Raw genomic sequence first — 16,126 nt, 5'->3', positions numbered from 1 at the left:
CCCATCCCAGAAGGCGAACCAGGCATGCGCCGTCATCTCACGTTCTCCCTGGCCACAGCCGCCCTGACGGCGCTGGTGTTGTCGGGTTGCGCCACGATCCAGGGGGAAGCGGAGAATCCGGCTCCCGATGCGGAACAGTCCGCGAACTCTCTCGACGCGATGAATGACCTGCCGCAGGGGACTCCCACGGCGTTCTCCGATCTCAAGGTCGGTACGTGTTCCAACTTCCGGGGGAATGTCCGGTCGGACCAGGAAGTCGGCACGGTGGACTGCGCGACCCCGCACCGATTCGAGATTCTTTCCGAGACCGAGATCCCCGAAGACGCGAAAAGCCCGTTTCCCGGTGACCGCGGCGTCATGGACGCCATGCGCACCCTCTGCACTCCCGTACTGGACCCTCTCATCTCGAAGAACAAGGGCTCCATGATCGGTCTGCTTTTCGCCCCGCTCGACAAAGAATCCTGGGAATCCGGGAACAGGACCGGCTACTGCGCCATAACGTTCCCCGAGCCCCGGACCGGAAAGATCGGCAAAGCCGCGTGACGCCGGAGCCCGAGCACACCGGGCCCTCCGACGTGCTGGTCCGCTTCGACGATGTGCGGAAATCCTTCCGCACCGCCCGCGGACGTCGGCAGCCTGCCCTGGACGGGTTCTCCATGTCCGTTCCCCGAGGTTCGATCGTGGGACTTCTCGGACCGAACGGGTCGGGCAAGACCACGGCCCTCAAGACGCTTCTCGGTCTCGTCCGGCCCGACAGCGGCACGGTGCACGCCTTCGGGCACGCGCTCCCCAAGGATCAGCGGTACGTCGCCGGCCGTATGGGTGCGCTCATCGAAGGCCCCGCGTTCAACGCCTCGTTGACCGGCGAGCACAACCTCCGGCTGATCGGCGAGCTGCACGGCGCGGATTCCACCGAGGTGGCCGAGGCGCTGGAGCTGGTCGGGATCGCGCACGCGGCCCGGCGCGCCTACTCCGGTTACTCGCTCGGCATGAAACAGCGGCTCGGCGTGGCCGGGGCGCTGATCTCCGGCCCCGAACTCCTCGTCCTCGACGAGCCCATGAACGGGCTCGACCCCGAAGCCGTGCGGGACATGCGGGAGTTGCTGAAGCGGTTGCGCGACGAGCGCGGTATGACCGTGGTCGTCTCCTCCCACATCCTGGCCGAGGTCGAGCTGGTATGCGACTGGGTCACCATCGTCAGGAACGGCCGCGTCATCTGCGACGCCGGCGTCTCCGAGCTGATCGCCCGAGGGACCGAGCACCTGGTGGTGCGGGTGCACGACACGGTCACCGAGCAGGCCGTGGCCGTACTGGAGCGACACGGCCACTCCCCCACCCGGATCGCGGGCCCGCGCGGCACGGACGAGCTGCGTATGGCCGTCCCGCCGCAGCAGTCGGCCCCGCAGGCGCCCGAAGTGCTGCGGCTGCTCACCGCCCAGGACGTCTATCCGCGCGAGCTGCTGGTCCGGGCCGCCTCCCTGGAGGACATCTACGTCGCAGCGGTCCGGGCGGCCGACGCCGCCGCGAAAGGCGGCCCCGTTGACCGCCGTTGACCGGGTGCGCGGATACGGCGCCCCGCCCTGGGACCGCCTCCTGCGGGCCGAGCTGCACCGGCTGACCGCCCCCCGCGCCGTACGCCGGGTCGCGGCCGGGCTGCCGCTGCTGGTCCTGGCCTTCGGCCTGTCGAAACTGTTCACCCACAGCCCCGACACCGGTCCGGCACTGCGCGAAGCGGACGCGCTCCACCGGGAGTTCCTGGAGCAGGCCGCCCGTACGGGGATGCCGACCGGAACCATCGGGCGGGACAACTTCTTCGACGACCCGCGCTACCTGATGGAGGCGCTCTCCTTCGGCGATCTGCGCACCGTCCTGCTCGGGCTCTGCGCGGCGGCCACCGTCTTCGGGATCGTCGGCGGCGGCGCCGACTGGGCTTCGCGCGTGATGCTCACGCTCACCGCCGCCGAACCCCGGCGCGCCCGGCTGTTCCTCACCCGGGGCCTGCTGGTCGTCGGTCTCTCCATGGCGGTGGCCGCCGTGTGCGGGCTGCTGCTCGTACCGTGTCTGCTGCTCGCGGCCCAGCTCCGGGGCAGTACCGCCGGGCTGGACGCGGTGTACTGGTCGGTGCTGGCCAGTCAGTTCCTGCGGGGCGTCGTGCTCGTGGGGCTCCTGGCCCTCCTCGGCTACAGCCTGGCCGTGCTGACGCGCCATGTCCCCGCCGCCCTCGCCATCGCGTTCCTCTACCTGGCCGGCGCGGGCAGGATCTTCGGGGGGCGGGGGCCGCGCCTGGCCGAGTACGACATGGACGGCCTGACCTTCGCCGTGCTCAACGAGAAGCCGGTCATCCCCATGGCGGAGTCCGACTGCATCGCCGGCCCCGGCTGCGAGGCGGTCCACGTCGATCTGACCGCCGGGGACGGCTTCGTCGGAATCCTCCTGTACCTCCTCCCGGTCCTCGCTCTGGCCCTGTGGCGCTCCACCCGGACGGATATCGGCTGATGACCCTTCTCGCAAGGCCCTCGCCGCCGCCCCTGAGCCGCCTCGTCCGCGCCGAACTCCACCGGCTGCTGAGTCCGAAACCCGTCCGGTACGCCCTCGGGGCGCTCCCCGTGGTCCTTCTGGCGCTCGCCGTCTCCGCCTTCGTCAGCCATCACACCGACGTGGCGGCGGCATGGCGGACGGCCGAAGCGGCGTACCGCGTGTACGCGGAGGAAGCGGCGCGCCGGCCTGCGGGCTCGGTCGAGACCCTGTCCCCCCGCGCGTTCTTCGACGACCCCCGCTATCTCATGACGAAGGCATCGTTCGTCGACCTGCGGGCGATGCTGTCGGGGCTGTCGCTGGCCGCGCTGGTGCTCGGCATCCTCAGCGGGGGCGCCGACTGGTCGTCCCGTGTGATGCTCACCCTCACCGCCGCCGAGCCCCGGCGCACCCGCCTCTTCCTCACCAGGGGCCTCCTCGTCACCGCGACCGCTACTGCCGCCGCCGTCCTGGCCTCGGTCCTCTTCGTGGCCCTCCTGTTCGTCGTGGCCCACTTCAAGGGGTCCCTGGCCGAGGCGGACGGACGGTACTGGACGGTGCTGGCCGTCGTCGGGGGGCGGGGCGCGGTCCTCGTCGGCCTGGTGGCGCTGCTGGGCTACGCCCTCGCCATGCTGACCCGGCGCACGACCACGGCCCTGGGCATCGCCCTCGCCTATCTGGTCGCCTCCGGCCGTATCGTCCAGGAGTACGTTCCGTCGCTGGCCGAGTACGAGCTGGCCGGGATCACGTTCGCCGTCCTCAACGAGCGCCTGCTGATGGAGACCGACCGGACCACCTGCGTGGGCGAGACCGCCTGCCTGGTCATGCGGGAGGGCACCACCGCGACCGCCGCCTTCCTCGCCCTGGCCGTTCACCTGCTCCCCGTCGTGGCGGCGGCCTGGTGGCGGTTCACCCGCCGGGACGTGGGCTGAGGCGGGCTCTCCCGGCCGCGGCGCGCCCCGCGGACGGTTCCGCGACCGCGTCCCACCGGCCTGCCCCGCCCTGTCCCGTCCTCGCTCCTTGACCCACCCCTTGCCCCGCGCCCCTCGCGCCGGGGCGCGCCACGCAGGACACTTGACCCCGACGTGTGACGTCCGACGCTCCGGAGACCGGCATCCGGAGCGCGGCTCTCGGAGGGGGACATCTATGCGGGACAGCCATCGGGCCGAGGCCGAGAGGCTGTTGGTGCGCTCAGTGGAGGAGGAGGCGCGGCGCTCCGGCGGGCGGACGGACGCCGGAGCGCTGATGTCGCGGGCCCGTGCCGCGCTCGACACCATGGCGGTAGGCGCGGCCGAGGAGTACGCCGCGTACACGCGGGCGCTCGACGCCGCGGCGGCGGGCGATCGCCCGTTGGCGGAGCGCTTCAGCCGAGCGGCGCTCGGAACACCCCTGCTGGTGACGGGAGTTGCGGCGGTCGCCGCGATCGGCGCGGATCTGGCGCTCGGCGCCGGCACCGGTCCGGCGTTCGGCGCGGGCGCGGCCGTCGCGGTGGCCGGCACGGCGACGACCGTGGCGAGGGTGACCGCCTCGCACTGGCCCGCCGCGCACCGCCGCGCCGCCGCGGCCGGACAGCCGGGCGGGGCGGAGCAGTTGAGGCTCCAGTGGCTGACCGCCCTGGAGGTACGGGGCATCCGTCCGTACCTGGACCAGCAGCGCATGCTGGCCCCGGCGTCGCGCAACCCGAAGAAGAGGCAGAACGCCGCGGTCGCATGCCGGTTGCGTGGCGGAGACCGCAGCGCGGCGGCCCGCACCCGCGTGGTGCTGGAGCAGTCGTTCGGCCATCTCCCGCAGGCGGAGGGGCCGTTCGCGGGGCGCCGGTCCGAGCTGGCGCAGATCACCCAGTGGGTACAGGCGGCACGCGCCTCCACGCGGACCCGGCCGACCGTCGTCGTCCTGCACGGCGAACCGGGGTCGGGGCGTACCTCGCTCGCGGTGCGGGCCGCGCACACGCTCAAGGACCAGTTCCGGGGGGCGTGCCTGGTCGATCTGCGCGGCCAGGTGGCCGGGGAGAGTCCGCTGCCGACCCGTGACGCCCTTCTGCACCTGCTGAACCGGCTGGGCGCCCCGCGCGAGCAACTGCTGTTCCGCGAAGGCGCGTCGGCGGAGCAGCAGGTGCGGCGGCTCGGTGAGCTGTACCACCAGCACCTCACGGGGACGCCGGTCACCGTGGTGCTCGACGACGCGACGGACGCCGAGCAGGTACGCACCCTGGTGCCGGAGCGCTCGGACAGCCTGGTGATCGTCACCGCGCGGGAGCCGCTGGAGCTGCCCGAGGATCTGCCGGCCCGCGTGCACCACCTGCCGGTCGGCCCGCTGGACGCGGCGGGCGCGGAGGAGCTGTTGCGCGAGGTCGCCGGGGAACAGGAGACCGGGCCCTACGACCACCCGTCCACGGAGGCGGTCGTGGAGCTGTGCGGCGGGCTGCCGCTGGCGCTGCGGGTCGCCGGGTCCGCGCTCGGGGGCCGCAGCCGGCACACGCTGGCGGAGGACCTGGCCGCGTACGGGCCGGTCGGCGCGGTGGAGCGGGCACTGTGGCTGCGCTACACGGACCAGGGCGACCAGGCCCGGCGGCTGCTGCGGCGGCTCGCGCTGGCGGGCCGGGCCAGTCTCGGCGCGGCGGCCGCCGCCTCGCTGCTCGCGGCGGACGAGCAGGAGGCCGAGCGGCTGCTGACGGTGCTGGCAGGGGCCGGGCTGCTCACCCGCGTACGGGGGTCGCGCTACCGGCTGCACGACCTGGTGCGGGCCTTCGCGCTGGCCCGGCTGCGGGACGAGGAGGAGGAGGCCGAGCGGACGGCGGCGCAGGAGCGGCTGCTGACGAACTACGCGGAGCTGGCCGACGCCGTGATCCGGATGGTCGACGGGAAGATGTCCACCCGCGCCGGGCAGTTCGGCTCACACGGGTTCGGGTCGCTGGACTCGGCGCTGCGTTGGCTGGACGACGAGTCGAGCTTCATCACGGCGGCGCTGCGGCACGCGGAGGGCGTGGACCAGGCGACGGTGCTGCATCTGCTGGGAGCGCTGTGCGACTACTGCCTGCTGCGCGGCGACCTGTACCGCCTGGGCGAGATCAGCGAGCTGACCAGAGCAGTGGACCAGGGGCTGCTGGAGCGCTCGGTGCAGTGGCGCACGGGCATCGCGGCCCGGCAGCTCGGCGAGCTGGACAAGGCCCGCACCACGCTCTCCTCCGTCGTCGGGCTCTACCACGAGGCGCAGAACGACGCGGGTGAGGCGCTGGCCCTCTGTTCGCTCGGGATCACCCTGCACCACCAGGGCAATCTGACCGAGGCGGCGGCCCGGCTCGGGGAGGCGCTGGCGCTCCAGTCCTCCGAGGCGCAGGCCGAGGACCGGGCCTGGACCCTGCACGCCCTGGCCGCCGTGGAGCGGGACCGGGGCGATCTGCCGAAGGCGCTGGCGCTGCTGGCCGACGCGCTGCGGCTGCACCGGGAGGGCGAGTCGCTGCACGGTGAGGCGTGGACGCGGTACCAGTTGGGCCAGGTGCGACTGCGCACGGGCGAGGTCGCGCCGGCCGAGGAGGAGCTGAGCACCGCCCTGGAGCTGTACCGGCGGACCCGCGACGGGCGCGGTGAGGCGTGGGCGATCACCCAGCTGGCCCGTGCCCGGCTGCTGGACGGCGACCCGGCGGCCGCGCTGGAGCAGCTGCGGGAGGCGTTGGAACGGCACCGGGAGAACGAGGACGCGCGCGGCGAGGCGTGGACCCTGTTCTACCTGGGCCAGGCTCTGGAGGAGGACGGGGACACCGATCAGGCGGTGCGCGAGCTGGAGCGGGCCCGCACGATGTTCTCGCGGATGCGGGACGTGTACGGGCTGGCCTGCGCCCGGCACCACTCGGGACGGGTGACGCGGGACCAGCGGGCCGCGCAGACGGGCAACCTCCGCAATTCGGGGTTCGCCCGGCAGCTGCTGATGGACGCGCGGGCCGACTTCCGGCGGATCAAGGTGCCGTACGGGGAGGCGTGGGCGTGCGTGGAGCTGGCGTTGATCGACGCGGGCAACGGGCGGGCGCCGCAGGCGCTGGAGCTGTGCGAGGAGGCGGCGGGGCTGTTCGCCTCGTACGGGGACGCGCGGGGCGGCGACTGGGCCCGGTTCCTGCGCTGCACGCTGCTGCCGTACGCGTCGCCCGGAGGCAGCGAGGTGGGCACGGTGGTCGCCCAGCAGGAGCTGGCCGAGCTGATCGGGGCCCGGCATCCGGCGCGGGACGTGAAGCTGGAGCAGTCGGCGGCGGCGTTCGCGGTGGCCCTGGAGCGGGGCGTGGACCTGGAGGACGGCTGGCAGGCGTGGCGGCTCGGGCTGACCCCGGCCCGCGCCGCCGGCCAGATCATGGGCGTGCCGCTGGAGCCGGCGCAGCCGTGAGGGGGTGAGGGGCGCGGGGGCCGAGGGGGACGGGCGCCGGTGAGCGGCGCGCGCTCCCGCGCCCGTCTCCGTACGGGAGGACGTGCGGCCCGCGCCCCACAGCCGTACGGCAGGACACACGTACGTCCCCGTGCGGGCAGGGCAGGCGCGCCTCCCCTGCCCGCACGGCAGTGCGCGTGGGCGTCCGGCGGTGAGGCCGGACGCCGCTTCCCCGGCCCCGCGGTCCGGCGCGTCGCCTACTTCCGGGGGGAGGCCGCCGCCCCGGACCCGGCCTCGGTCGGCTTCGCGTCCGGGTCGGGGGCCTCCTCGAAGTTCACCCGTCCCATGTGCCGGTTCATCGACTTCATCAGCGCCCACACGCCGACGGCGAGCGCGGCGAAGACGAGGAAGCCGAGGACGCCGGGGGTGACCTTGTTCTTGTCGAGCTCTTCGGCGGCGAGCGGGACGAGGTGCGTCAGTGCCTGGGTCGCGTACATATCAGGCATTGTCGCGGATGCCCGCGAAGAGGTCGCTCTCGGGGAGGGAGGTATCGACCAGAGACTTCGCCAGCTCGTACTCCTCGGTCGGCCAGACCTCCCGCTGGACCTCCATCGGAACCCGGAACCAGCCGCCCTCGGGGTCGATCTGCGTGGCGTGCGCGATCAGCGCCTTGTCGCGGATCTCGAAGAAGTCGTCGCAGGGGACGTACGTGGTCAGGGTGCGTTCGACGCGCTCGAACTCCTTCCACCGCTCCAGCCACTCCCCGTACGGGGACTCCAGACCGCGGGCGAGGAGCGCCTCGTGCAGGGCGACGGTGCGCGGACGGTTGAAGCCCTGGTTGTAGTACAGCTTCTGCGGCGTCCAGACCGGGCCGAACTCGTCCTCGGGGAACCGCTCCGCGTCGGCCGCACCGTCGAACGCGATCATCGAGATCGTGTGCGTCATGATGTGGTCGGGGTGCGGGTAGCCGCCGTTCTCGTCGTACGTGGTGATGACCTGCGGCCGGAACGCGCGGATCTTCGCCACCAGGCGCCCCGCGGCGTGCTCCGGGTCCTCCAGGGCGAAGCAGCCCTCGGGCAGCGGCGGCAGCGGGTCGCCCTCGGGCAGCCCCGAGTCGACGAAGCCGAGCCACTCCTGCTGGACGCCCAGGATCTCGCGGGCCTCGTCCATCTCCTTCTTGCGCACCTCGTGGATGTTCTTCTCGATGTACGCGTCGCCCTGGAGCTTCGGGTTGAGGATGGAGCCGCGCTCGCCCCCCGTGCAGGTCACGACCAGCACGTCCACCCCCTCGGACACGTACTTGGCCATGGTGGCCGCGCCCTTGCTCGACTCGTCGTCGGGGTGGGCGTGAACGGCCATCAGTCGCAGCTGCTCAGTCAAAACTCGATCCTCAGTCATGGGTCGCTGGTCGCTCCGGTCGAAGGTCGTCGGAGGTCGTCGAGGGCGGAGAGGGCCCTCGGCGGTCTCCGGCGGGAGGGGCCGGCCGGCGCCTCGTCGGTGTGGGGCGCGATCGGGTGACGGACGGGCGGCTTCTATAGTGACTGACCGAGGGGCCGGAAAATTCCTCGATGCCCGGCCCGAAGGGAACGATCATGACGACGGTTCGCCAGGCCGCGCCCGAGGGGCGCTACGGCCGGACCGAGGATCAGCGTGCGGACCGCAAGCTGAAGATCGTCGGATCGGTCCTGGGCGTCGCCCTGCTCGGCGTGATCGGGTGGATCGGCTACGACTACGTGGGCGGCCAGGGCATCAGCGCCGAGATGATCAAGTTCAAGGTCGTCTCCGACACCCGCGCCGATGTCCATCTGGAGGTCCGCAAGGACCGGGGCGGGCATGGCTACTGCGTGGTGCGGGCGCTCAGCGAGGACGGCGCCGAGGTGGGACGCAAGGAGGTCCGGTTCGACCGGGCCGAGGACCGGATCGACGAGGTCGTGACCGTGGTGACCCGGTCGCGGGCGACGGCGGTCGAGCCGATGGGCTGCACCGCCGACGACGGCCCGAAGGGCTGATCCCCTCTCCCTCCGATGACGGCCCGCAGGGGCCGGTCCCGCCGCACCACCCCGTGCGACCTGCGGTGATACGGGCCGCAGTGGCCGGTCCCGGTGTGTGACGGTTTACCTTCTCCCCCTTTTCCTGCGGAATTGTTAGGCTCGTGGTTTCGCCCACCCGACGAAGCACATGCTTCCGGGTAGGGCGATCGTTTGTATTCCCAGCACCGACGAGGAGCACCTGTGACCCAGACCAGCGAAAACGTCACCTGGCTCACGCAGGAGGCGTACAACCAGCTCAAGGCCGAGCTGGAGTACCTGTCTGGTCCCGCGCGCACGGAGATCGCCGTCAAGATCGCGGCGGCCCGTGAGGAGGGTGACCTCCGGGAGAACGGCGGGTACCACGCGGCCAAGGAGGAGCAGGGCAAGATGGAGCTGCGGGTGCGCCAGCTGACCCAGCTCCTGGAGCACGCGAAGGTCGGCGAGGCGCCGGCCGACGACGGCGTGGTCGAGCCCGGCATGGTTGTCACCATCGCCTTCGACGGCGACGAGGACGACACGCTGACCTTCCTGCTCGCCTCCCGCGAGTACGCGAGCGCGGACATCGAGACGTACTCCCCGCAGTCCCCGCTCGGCCTCGGCGTGAACGGCAAGCGGACGGGCGACGACGCGGACTACGAGCTGCCGAACGGCAAGACCGCCACGGTGAAGATCCTGGCGGCCAAGCCCTACACCGGCTGACCCGTCCCGCCACCACGCGCGGCACCCGACGACGCGGGAGCCCCGGCCTTCGGACAGGCCGGGGCTCCCGCGTCGCTTCCGTGGGTGGGCGGCGGCTCGGGCGTCCTCAGGCGGCGGCCGAGCGGTACTTGCGTACGGCCAGAGTTCGGAAGACCACGATGATCAGCACGGACCAGAGCACCGAGGCGAGGATCGGGTGCTCCATCGGCCAGGCCCCGGTCACGGACTTCGGCACGCCGGGCATCGTGTTCCCGAACAGCTCGCGGGCCCCCGCCACCGTGGCGCTGAACGGGTTCCACTCGGCGACGTGCTGGAGGAAGGCGGGCATGCCGGTGACCGGGACGAAGGCGTTCGAGATGAACGTCAGCGGGAACAGCCAGATCAGACCGCCGGAGGTCGCCGCCTCCGGGGTGCGGACGGACAGGCCGATCAACGCCCCGATCCAGGAGAAGGCGTAACCGAGGAGAAGCAGCAGCAGGAAGCCGCAGAGCACCTTGCCGATGTTCTCGTGGGTGCGCCAGCCGACGAGGAGGGCGACCCCCGCGAGGACGACGAGGGTCAGCGTGGTCTGGACGAGGTCGGCGAGCGTCCGTCCGGTGAGGACCGCGCCGCGGGCCATGGGCAGCGACCGGAAGCGGTCGATGAGCCCCTTGTGCATGTCGTCGGCGATGCCCGCGCCGGCGCCCGCCGTGGCGAAGGTGACGGTCTGGGCGAAGATGCCCGCCATCAGGAACTCCTTGTACAGCTGCGGGTCGGTGGAGCCGCCGATGGAGATGGAGCCGCCGAAGACGTAGGTGAACAGCACCACGAACATGATCGGCTGGACCAGCCCGAAGATCACCATCTCCGGAATCCGGGTCATCCGAATCAGGTTCCGCTTGGCGACGACCAGGGAGTCCTTCACCGACTGTGTGATACCCCCGGAGGGGCGTGGGACCAGCGTGGGGGCGTCCTTGGAGATCGCGCTCACCGGCTCTCCTCCTTGCCCCGGCCGCTGCGGGCTCCTCGGGGACGTTCCGTTTCGGCTCCGCCGGGCTCCTCGTCCCCGTTCTCCCGGGCCTCGGCGGCGTGGCCGGTGAGGGAGAGGAAGACGTCGTCGAGGGTGGGCCTGCGCAGGGCGATGTCGTCGATCTCGACGCCCCGGGCGTCGAGGTCGCGGATGATCTCGGCCAGCAGCTTGGCCCCGCCGCTGACCGGGGCGGTCAGCTTGCGGGAGAGCTGGGCGACGGTGACCTCGCCCTTGCCGAGGGCGGTCAGCACGGAGCGGGCGCGCTCGATCTCGTCCGGGCGGTGCACGACGACCTCGACGCGCTCGCCGCCGGTGCGGGCCTTCAGCTCGTCGGAGGTGCCGCGGGCGATGACCCGGCCGTGGTCGATGACGCAGATGTCGTGGGCGAGGCGGTCGGCCTCCTCCAGGTACTGCGTGGTCAGCAGCAGGGTCGTACCGCCCGCCACCAGGTCCTCGATCACGTCCCAGAGCTGCTGCCGGTTGCGCGGGTCGAGCCCGGTCGTCGGCTCGTCCATGAACATCACGGGCGGCGACACGACGAGCGCCGCCGCGAGGTCCAGGCGGCGGCGCATCCCGCCGGAGTACGTCTTGGCGGTGCGGTCGGCGGCGTCGCCGAGGTTGAACCGGTCCAGCAGGACGCCCGCGCGGGCCTTGGCGTCCCGCGCGCCGAGCTGGTAGAGCTGCCCGACCATCTGGAGGTTCTCGCGGCCGGTCAGATACTCGTCGACCGCCGCGAACTGGCCGGAGAGCCCGATCGAGCGGCGCACCTCGTTGGGCTTGCGCAGGACGTCGATCCCGGCCACGACGGCCGTGCCGCTGTCCGGGCGCAGCAGCGTGGTCAGCACCCTTACGGCGGTGGTCTTGCCCGCGCCGTTGGGTCCGAGCAGCCCGAGGACGGTGCCTTCGGGGACGTCGAGATCGACGCCGTCCAGGGCTCGTACGTCGCCGAAGGTCTTCACCAGACCTTCGGCGTGGATCGCACCTGGCATGGAGGGGCTCCTCCGTCACACATGGATGACCGCGCCCGTACGGGCTTGGCTCCCGTACGGGCCTACTCGGCGATCCTAGGATTCACCGGGCGTCATCGCGCGGCGAACGACAATATCCGGCCGATCGGAATAAAGCGGGCGATCAGCCCGGCGTGTGGCCGATCGGCGTGTAGCTGATCGACGCCGGCCGATCGGCGGGTGGCGGGCGCTCAGCCGATCACCCGGTAGCCGGCCTCGCGCAGTGCCGCCTCGACGTCCGCGCAGTGCTGCGGGCCCATCGTCTCCAGCCGCAGATCGACCTCCGCCTCCGTCAGCCCGAGGCGCGGGTCGGTGCGTACATGGCTGATGTCGAGGACGTTGGCGTCGGCCACGGTCAGCGTGGCCAGCAGGGCGGCCAGCGCGCCGGGGCGGTCGGTGAGGCGCAGCCGCAGGCTCAGGTGGCGGCCGGCCGCGGACATGCCGTGCCGCAGGATGCGCTGCATCAGGAGCGGGTCGACGTTGCCGCCGGACAGCACGGCCACCACCGGCCCCCGGAACGCCTCAGGGTCGCTGAGCAGTGCGGCCACCGGGCCGGCGCCGGCCGGTTCGACGACCATTTTGGCGCGCTCCAGGCAGAGCAGCAGCGCGCTGGACAGCTCATCCTCGGTGACCGTGCGGACCTCGTCGACCAGCTCCGCGATCAGGGGGAACGGTACGTCGCCGGGGCGGCCCACCTTGATGCCGTCGGCCATCGTGGTCGGGGAGTCGATCGAGACGGGGTGCCCGGCGGCCAGCGAGGGCGGGTAGCAGGCGGCGCCCTCGGCCTGGACGCCGACGATGCGTACGTCGGGACGCAGGGCCTTCACCGCGACGGCGACGCCCGCGGCGAACCCGCCGCCGCCGATGCCGACGACGATCGTGCGGACCTCGGGGCACTGTTCCAGGATCTCCAGTCCGACCGTGCCCTGGCCCGCGATGATGTCGGGGTGGTCGAAGGGGTGGATGAAGACCGCGCCGGTCTCCTCCGCGTACCGCTGGGCCGCCTCCAGGGTCTCGTCGACGACCTGGCCGCACAGCCGCACCTCCGCCCCGTACTCGCGGGTCGCGGCGACCTTGGGCAGGGGCGCCCCGACCGGCATGAAGACGGTGGAGCGCACCCCGAGAAGCGAGGAGGCCAGCGCGACGCCCTGGGCGTGGTTCCCGGCGCTGGCGGCGACGACCCCGGCCGCCCGTTCCACCGGGGTGAGGCCGGAGATCCGGACGTAGGCGCCGCGCAGTTTGAAGGAGCCGGTGCGCTGGAGGTTCTCGCACTTGAGGTGGACCGGGGCGCCGACCAGCTCGCTCAGGTGGCGGCTGCCCTCCAGGGCGGTCGTCCGCGCCACTCCGGACAGCATCTTCTGCGCGCCCTTGACGTCGTCGAGGATCAGGGCGGGGTGACGGGCGGTCGCGCGGAAGCTCATGCCGCAAGTCTTGCAGCTCCTGCCGGGCGCGGCAGACGTGTCTCCAGGCGGCCTGCGGTGATGTCCGCAGGTTTGTGCGGCACTGGTACGCGTTGCCCCGTGGCCGCGTACTCTGTCCCCCACTCATCCGACTCCGCACGAAGAGAGCCCCCGGCCATGCCCCCACAGGACATGACGACTGCTGCGTCTCCTTCCGGGGGCGCCGTCCCCGAACTCCAGGGCCCCGAGGGCCTGCTGGACGCGCTCCAGCACCAGGTGGCGGTCTTCGCCCGCCGTGCCGAGCAGACCCGCCTCGGCGGAGTCGGCCAGGTGCGCAACTCGATGGACCGCGCCGCGTACCTGCTGCTGAACCGGCTCGACCGGGAAGGCCCGATGGGGGTCAAGGCGCTGGCGGCCGGGATGGGCATCGACTCCTCCACGGTGACCCGGCAGGTCGCGCCGCTCGTCGACACCGGGCTGGTCAAGCGCACGTCGCACCCGGAGGACGGCCGGGCCGTGGTGCTCCAGCTGTCGCCGCGCGGTCAGGCGCGCCTGGACGAGGTGCGGGCCTCGCGCCGCGAGCTGATGTCGCGGGTGACGGAGGGCTGGACCGAGGAGGAGCGGGACACGTTCTGCGCGCTGCTCACCCGCTTCAACGGATCGCTGGCCGCCCGTCAGGCCGCGCACCAGCCGCCGCAGGCCGACTGAGCGGCGTACAGCTCCCCCGCAGGGCAGCGGAAGCGGCGTACGGCTCCCCCTGATCGCCGAGGGTGGACGGAGGTGTGGGGACGACCCGCCGCGAACCGGTCGTGTCACCCCTCTTGACCGCACGAGTGCGGCGGGGCTCGGATGTGGTCGTGAGCGATCGGGCTGAGCACCGGGACCGGCTCCGCGCCCTGGAGTTCGAGGCCTTCGTGGCGGGCGCGGGCGGCCGCCTGCTGCACACGGCGACGCTGCTCACCGGCGAACCGTCGGGGCCGCCCGGCGGGTACCCGCGGGCCGAGCGGCTGCTGCGCGCGGCGCTCGCCCGTACGTACGCCGACTGGGACCGGCTGCGCGGCGGCGACCCCTACGACCTGGCCCGCCGGGAGCTGGTCCTCCGTTTCGCCCGCGAGGCCCGGCGCCACCAGCGGCCCCGCGGCGGACTGCTGGAGCGGCTGACCCCCGTCGAGCGGCTCGTGCTGGTCCTGCGGATGTACGAGGAGGTCGGCGAGGAACAGGCGGCGGCGCTGCTCGGGCTGCCGGGCGACCGGGTCCGCGCGGTGTGCGCCCGCGCGGTGGCCGCGCTGCGGTCGGCCGGACGGGGACGGGGCCCGGCGTCCACCGCCCGCGGCGGAACGGGACGCCCCGCCCCACCCGGTACGGCTCCGGGGCCCCGGGGGGCGGCATGAGCGCGGACCGCCGGGACCCGCGCGAGGAGCGGGTCCGCCGGATGCTGGACGGCCCGCACCCGGTCCTGCCGCCGGACCTGGCCGCGCGGGCGGTCCGGCAGGGGGGCCGCCGGCTGCGGTGGCGCCGGGCGGTGCACCGGACGGCGGCCTGGCTGCTGGCGGCGGTGCTCGTCGCGGTCCTGGTCTGGGCCGCTGTCGAGCAGCCGTGGGCGACCGAGCCCGCGCAGGTGACTCCGCCGCTGGAGGACTGGTGAGCCGTCGAGGCCCCGGTGCGGGCGGCCTACGCTGGAGGGAACGGTCGTCGTACGAGCCGAGGAGACCGTGGTGACCAGGAAGATCGCAGACTGCCGCAGGTATCCGAGCGAGACGCACTGCACCCTCACCATCGCCGGTGAGGAGGACGAGGTCGTCCGGGCCGCGAGCGAGCACGCCGCGTCGGTCCACGGACACGAGGACGGTCCCGCACTGCGCGAGCAGGTCAGGGGCATGCTGGAGGACGAGAAGGTGAGCGCCTGAACCGGGGAGAGGCGCCCGCCGCAACCGGCGGGCGCCTCTCCCGTGTGCGTGCCCCGAGGGTCAGCCCAGCGCCCGGGTGAGGTCGGCGAGCAGGTCGTCGGCGTTCTCGATGCCGACGGAGAGGCGGACCAGGTCGGCCGGGACCTCCAGCGGGGAGCCCGCGGCGGAGGCGTGCGTCATCCGGCCCGGATGCTCCAGGAGGGATTCCACCCCGCCGAGTGACTCGCCGAGGGTGAACAGCTTCGCCCGGTCGCAGACCGCGACCGCCGCCTCCTCGCCGCCGGCGACGCGGAAGGAGACCATGCCGCCGAACGCCTTCATCTGCTTGGCGGCGATCTCGTGGCCGGGGTGGCCGGGCAGCCCCGGATAGAGGACCTGGGACACCTTGGGGTGCCGGGTCAGCAGGTCGGCGACCTTGGTGGCGTTCTCGGTGTGCCGGTCCATGCGGACGGCGAGCGTCTTGATGCCGCGCAGGACGAGCCAGGCGTCGAACGGTCCGGCGACCGCGCCCATGGCGTTCTGGTGGAACGCCAGCTCGTCGGCGAGCTCCGGGTCGTCGACGATCAGCGCGCCGCCGACCACGTCGGAGTGGCCGCCCATGTACTTGGTGGTGGAGTGCACGACGACGTCCGCGCCGAGCGCGAGGGGCTGCTGGAGGTAGGGCGAGGCGAAGGTGTTGTCGACCACGAGGCGCGCCCCGGCCTCCCGCGCGACCTGGGCCACGGCGGCGATGTCGGTGATGCCGAGCAGCGGGTTGGACGGGGTCTCCACCCAGACGGCCTTGGTACGCGGGGTGAGCGCGGCCCGTACGGCGGCCACGTCCGAGGTGTCGGCCACCGAGAACTCCACGCCCCACCGCGAGGCGACCTTCGCGAACAGCCGGAACGTGCCGCCGTAGGCGTCGTTCGGGATGACCACGTGGTCGCCGGGGGTCAGCAGCGTACGCAGGAGGCAGTCCTCGGCCGCGAGGCCGGAGGCGAAGGCGAGGCCGCGGCGGCCGCCTTCGAGGGCCGCGAGATTCTCCTCCAGGGCGGTCCGGGTCGGGTTGGCGCTCCGGCTGTACTCGTAGCCGCCGCGCAGTCCGCCGACACCGTCCTGCTTGTACGTGGACACCTGGTAGATCGGCGGAACCACCGCACCGGTGAGGGGGTCGGCGGTGTTCCCCGCGTGGATGGCGAGGGTCTCGAAGCTGTGCTGGTCGCTCATGGTC

The 16,126-nt window shown here is 72.8% G+C and carries 17 protein-coding genes; 11 read left to right on the top strand and 6 right to left on the bottom strand.

The window, feature by feature from the left end; genetic code table 11:
* The first annotated feature begins 24 nt into the window (after window positions 1-24).
* From QFZ71_RS19670 to QFZ71_RS19650, 5 genes are all read left to right on the top strand, one after another.
* Window positions 25-543: a septum formation family protein gene (locus QFZ71_RS19670; RefSeq protein WP_307669494.1), complete on the top strand. Its 519-nt coding sequence runs from the start codon at window positions 25-27 to the stop codon at window positions 541-543.
* Window positions 540-1,553, top strand: a complete 1,014-nt coding sequence (locus tag QFZ71_RS19665) for an ABC transporter ATP-binding protein (protein ID WP_307669493.1) — start codon at window positions 540-542, stop codon at window positions 1,551-1,553. Before QFZ71_RS19670 ends, QFZ71_RS19665 begins: the two co-directional genes overlap by 4 nt.
* Window positions 1,540-2,496 (top strand): hypothetical protein, encoded by a 957-nt coding sequence (locus QFZ71_RS19660; RefSeq protein WP_307669492.1) that lies wholly within the window; start codon window positions 1,540-1,542, stop codon window positions 2,494-2,496. Before QFZ71_RS19665 ends, QFZ71_RS19660 begins: the two co-directional genes overlap by 14 nt.
* On the top strand, window positions 2,496-3,446 hold the full coding sequence (locus QFZ71_RS19655; protein WP_307669491.1) for a hypothetical protein: 951 nt from the start codon (window positions 2,496-2,498) through the stop codon (window positions 3,444-3,446). Before QFZ71_RS19660 ends, QFZ71_RS19655 begins: the two co-directional genes overlap by 1 nt.
* Before the next feature lie 214 nt (window positions 3,447-3,660).
* A complete protein-coding gene (locus QFZ71_RS19650; protein WP_307669490.1) occupies window positions 3,661-6,885 on the top strand; it encodes a tetratricopeptide repeat protein in 3,225 nt (1,074 codons plus the stop codon).
* A 236-nt stretch (window positions 6,886-7,121) separates the two neighbouring features.
* On the opposite strand, the gene QFZ71_RS19645 is transcribed toward QFZ71_RS19650, so the two are convergent.
* Together QFZ71_RS19645 and mca are read right to left on the bottom strand one after the other, a co-directional pair.
* Window positions 7,122-7,361 carry a hypothetical protein gene (locus QFZ71_RS19645; RefSeq protein ID WP_307669489.1) on the bottom strand — a complete coding sequence of 80 codons (240 nt, stop codon included), beginning with the start codon at window positions 7,359-7,361 and terminating at the stop codon, window positions 7,122-7,124.
* Window position 7,362: 1 nt separating this feature from the next.
* Window positions 7,363-8,244: a mycothiol conjugate amidase Mca gene (gene mca / locus QFZ71_RS19640; protein WP_307669488.1), complete on the bottom strand. Its 882-nt coding sequence runs from the start codon at window positions 8,242-8,244 to the stop codon at window positions 7,363-7,365.
* A 212-nt stretch (window positions 8,245-8,456) separates the two neighbouring features.
* On the opposite strand from mca, the gene QFZ71_RS19635 reads away from it, so the two are divergent.
* Entirely contained in the window at window positions 8,457-8,873 is a 417-nt protein-coding gene (locus QFZ71_RS19635; protein ID WP_307669487.1) for a DUF4307 domain-containing protein, read from the top strand.
* Window positions 8,874-9,095: 222 nt separating this feature from the next.
* Complete coding sequence (greA, locus tag QFZ71_RS19630) at window positions 9,096-9,593, top strand: transcription elongation factor GreA (protein WP_030115193.1); 498 nt, start codon at window positions 9,096-9,098, stop codon at window positions 9,591-9,593.
* A 106-nt stretch (window positions 9,594-9,699) separates the two neighbouring features.
* On the opposite strand, the gene QFZ71_RS19625 is transcribed toward greA, so the two are convergent.
* The 3 genes from QFZ71_RS19625 to ilvA all read right to left on the bottom strand — a co-directional run bounded on the left by QFZ71_RS19625 (window position 9,700) and on the right by ilvA (window position 13,030).
* Entirely contained in the window at window positions 9,700-10,563 is an 864-nt protein-coding gene (locus QFZ71_RS19625) for an ABC transporter permease (protein ID WP_307669486.1), read from the bottom strand.
* A complete protein-coding gene (locus tag QFZ71_RS19620; RefSeq protein WP_307669485.1) occupies window positions 10,560-11,591 on the bottom strand; it encodes an ATP-binding cassette domain-containing protein in 1,032 nt (343 codons plus the stop codon). The genes QFZ71_RS19625 and QFZ71_RS19620 overlap by 4 nt, the downstream gene beginning before the upstream one ends.
* 209 nt (window positions 11,592-11,800) lie before the next feature.
* A complete protein-coding gene (gene ilvA, locus QFZ71_RS19615; RefSeq protein WP_307669484.1) occupies window positions 11,801-13,030 on the bottom strand; it encodes a threonine ammonia-lyase in 1,230 nt (409 codons plus the stop codon).
* Window positions 13,031-13,186: 156 nt separating this feature from the next.
* Here ilvA and QFZ71_RS19610 point away from each other — a divergent pair, with 156 nt between their 5' ends.
* The 4 genes from QFZ71_RS19610 to QFZ71_RS19595 all read left to right on the top strand — a co-directional run bounded on the left by QFZ71_RS19610 (window position 13,187) and on the right by QFZ71_RS19595 (window position 14,916).
* Window positions 13,187-13,717 carry a MarR family winged helix-turn-helix transcriptional regulator gene (locus QFZ71_RS19610; protein WP_307669483.1) on the top strand — a complete coding sequence of 177 codons (531 nt, stop codon included), beginning with the start codon at window positions 13,187-13,189 and terminating at the stop codon, window positions 13,715-13,717.
* Between the two features lie 149 nt (window positions 13,718-13,866).
* The gene (locus QFZ71_RS19605) at window positions 13,867-14,400 is read left to right on the top strand and encodes a sigma factor-like helix-turn-helix DNA-binding protein (protein WP_307669482.1); all 534 of its coding nucleotides are present in this window, start codon (window positions 13,867-13,869) and stop codon (window positions 14,398-14,400) included.
* Window positions 14,397-14,654 carry a hypothetical protein gene (locus QFZ71_RS19600; RefSeq protein ID WP_307669481.1) on the top strand — a complete coding sequence of 86 codons (258 nt, stop codon included), beginning with the start codon at window positions 14,397-14,399 and terminating at the stop codon, window positions 14,652-14,654. The genes QFZ71_RS19605 and QFZ71_RS19600 overlap by 4 nt, the downstream gene beginning before the upstream one ends.
* Before the next feature lie 70 nt (window positions 14,655-14,724).
* On the top strand, window positions 14,725-14,916 hold the full coding sequence (locus QFZ71_RS19595; protein ID WP_307669480.1) for a DUF1059 domain-containing protein: 192 nt from the start codon (window positions 14,725-14,727) through the stop codon (window positions 14,914-14,916).
* Window positions 14,917-14,976: 60 nt separating this feature from the next.
* On the opposite strand, the gene QFZ71_RS19590 is transcribed toward QFZ71_RS19595, so the two are convergent.
* Window positions 14,977-16,122: a cystathionine gamma-synthase gene (locus tag QFZ71_RS19590; protein WP_307669479.1), complete on the bottom strand. Its 1,146-nt coding sequence runs from the start codon at window positions 16,120-16,122 to the stop codon at window positions 14,977-14,979.
* Between the last annotated feature and the right edge of the window lie 4 nt (window positions 16,123-16,126).

It is taken from the genome of Streptomyces sp. V2I9 (genome assembly GCF_030817475.1).
In the GTDB taxonomy this organism is placed as follows: Bacteria; Actinomycetota; Actinomycetes; order Streptomycetales; family Streptomycetaceae; genus Streptomyces.
The sequence above is the reverse complement of the archived record's forward strand: the minus strand, read 5'-3'. Positions and strand labels throughout refer to the sequence as shown.